The sequence below is a fragment of the Actinomycetota bacterium genome, from assembly GCA_041658565.1.
GTDB lineage: Bacteria > Actinomycetota > AC-67 > AC-67 > AC-67 > JBAZZY01.
In genome coordinates, this window is the sequence record JBAZZY010000107.1 from 1 (window position 1) to 2,531 (window position 2,531).

The following is a 2,531-nucleotide window of genomic DNA, read 5'->3' on the forward strand; positions in this document are numbered from 1 at the left end:
AATGCGTCCACCGTCGGTTTGCGGCCACGAAAGCGAACAAATAATTCCATGGGTTCCTCGCTGCCACCGCGTTCGAGCACGTGGTTTAAAAATTCCATTCCGGTGCGTTGGTCGAACACGCCATTTTCCTCGAATTTCGAGAACGCATCGGCCGACAACACCTCGGCCCATTTGTAGCTGTAGTAACCCGCGGCATAGCCGCCGGCGAAAATATGCGTGAAACCGTTCTGAAACCGATTATAGGCGGGCGGGAACAGCACCGCGACCTCGGCGCGTACCGCTTCCAGCAGTTGCTGCACGGTTTTCGGTCCCGTCGGTTCGAAATCGCTGTGCAGACGCATGTCGAACAGCGCCAACTCGATCTGGCGCACGCACTGCATACCGGACTGGAAATTCCGCGCAGCGAGCATCTTTTGGTACAACGCCTGCGGGAGCGGCGCGCCGGTCTCGTGGTGCGCGGCAATCAGGTCAAGCGCCGCTCGCTCCCAACACCAATTTTCCATGAACTGACTCGGCAGCTCAACCGCGTCCCAAGCCACGCCGTTGATGCCGGACACGCCCACGTAATCCACGCGCGTGAGCATGTGGTGCAGCCCGTGGCCGAATTCGTGGAACAGCGTCGTCACCTCGTCGTGCGTAAACAACGCCGGCCGGCCTTCCACCGGCGGCGAGAAGTTGCACACCAGGTAAGCCACCGGCACCTGCACGCCATCGGCCGAGCGCTTGCGCGCGATGCAGTCGTCCATCCATGCGCCGCCGCGCTTGTTGGTGCGCGCGTACAGGTCCATGTAGAAGCGCCCGCGTAACTCACCGGCGCTGTCGCGGATCTCGAAGAAACGCACGTTGGGGTGCCATACCTGCACGCCGCGCTGCTCGCGGATATCGAGACCGTAGAGACGACGCACGACCTCGAACATGCCGGGCACAACTCTGGTTTCCGGCAGATACGGGCGCAGGTCTTCTTGTGAGATGGCATAGCGTTGCTGCCGCAGCTTCTCCGAGTAATACGCCACATCCCAGGATTCGAGCGCGGTCACGCCGTGCGGTTCCTGCGCGAAGCGTTTGAGTTCCTCGACCTCCTGTTGCGCCGCTGGACGGGCGCGGCGCGCGAGGTCGCGCAGGAATTGCATGACCTCGGCAACGCTCTTGGCCATGCGCGTCTGTAGCGCGTATTCCGCGTAATTCGGATAACCCAGCAGCGCCGCGGCTTCAGTGCGCAGCTTTAATACCTTTGGAATCAACTCGCCGTTGTCCCAACGACCGGCATGCGGCCCGACCTCGGAGGCGCGCGTCACGAACGCCTCGTACATCTGCTGGCGCAGATCGCGCCGGTCAGCGTAGGTCATGAAGGCGATATACGACGGGCCTTCGAGCGTGAAGCGCCAGCCGGCCTTGCCTTGCTGATGCGCCGCCTGCTGCGCCACCGCGCGCGCGGACTCGGGCAGACCGACGAGGTCGGCTTCGTTCGTAATCAAAAGCTCCCACGCCTGGGTCGCGTCGAGCACGTTTTCGGAAAACCGGCTCGTCACCCGGGAAAGCTCTTTCTGGATTTCCTTGAAGCATGTCTTCTTGTCCACCGGCAACTCGGCACCGGCGAGACGGAAATCGCGCAGCGTGTTGTCGATGATTTTTTTCTGCGCCGTCGTCAGCGGGGCATAGTCGGGCGAAGCGGCGATGGCCTTGTAACCGGCATACAGCCGCTCGTCCTGCGCCAGCTCGGTGTAATACTCGCTCAGGCGTGGGAGGTTTTCATTGTACACCGCGCGCAACGCATCGCTGTTCAGCACGCCGTTAAGGTGCGACACCGGCGACCACAACCGCGCCAATCGCTCTTTCATATCCTCGATCGGCTGCGCGAAGTTATCCCAGTTGCACTGCGTCACGGACGCGAGCAACTGCTCCAGCGCGCGACGGTTGTCGGCCAGCAGGGTATCGAGCGCGGGTTTAACATGCTCCGGACGGATCGCGGCGAAACGCGGCAGTCCCGAGATATCGAGCAACGGATTTTGCATGAGATTTGTCTGGTGATAACCGCGAAATGGGCGGAAAATGTAACACGGACGCGCGCTGCTTCACCATGACCACGCACCCTTACGACGCCCTGACACCGGAAGTTATTCTCGACGCGGTCGAAACCTTCGGCGTCCGGGCGACGGGCGCGCTGCTGGCGCTCAACAGCTACGAAAACCGCGTTTACCGTGTGGACACGGAAAACGACGGCGTCCTGGTCGCCAAGTTCTACCGCCCGCAGCGCTGGTCGGACGCGACCATCCTCGAGGAACACAGCTTTGCGCAGATGCTCGCCGAGCACGAGATTCCGGTGGTGGCGCCACTCACGCATGCCGGCAGCACGCTGCACCGTCATGCCGGCTTTGGTTTCGCGCTGTTCCCCTGGCGCCCCGGGCGCGCGCCGGAACTGAATACCAGCGACGATCGCAAACTCCTCGGGCGTTTTCTCGGGCGGTTGCATCGTCTGGGCGCGGCGGAATCGTTCCAGCACCGGCCGACGTTGTCGGTCGCTGAATTCGGCG

Annotated in this window: 2 protein-coding genes; one reads left to right on the plus strand and one right to left on the minus strand. The window is 62.3% G+C overall.

Features of this window, described 5'->3' with window-relative positions; translation table 11 throughout:
* Positions 1-2,012: oligopeptidase A (gene prlC, locus WDA27_15530; GenBank protein MFA5892335.1), on the minus strand; the 2,012-nt coding region annotated here is incomplete at its 3' end.
* 26 nt (positions 2,013-2,038) lie between these two features.
* Between prlC and WDA27_15535 the strand changes: the two genes are divergently transcribed.
* A partial coding sequence (locus WDA27_15535) for a serine/threonine protein kinase (protein MFA5892336.1) occupies positions 2,039-2,531 on the plus strand: 493 nt, incomplete at its 3' end.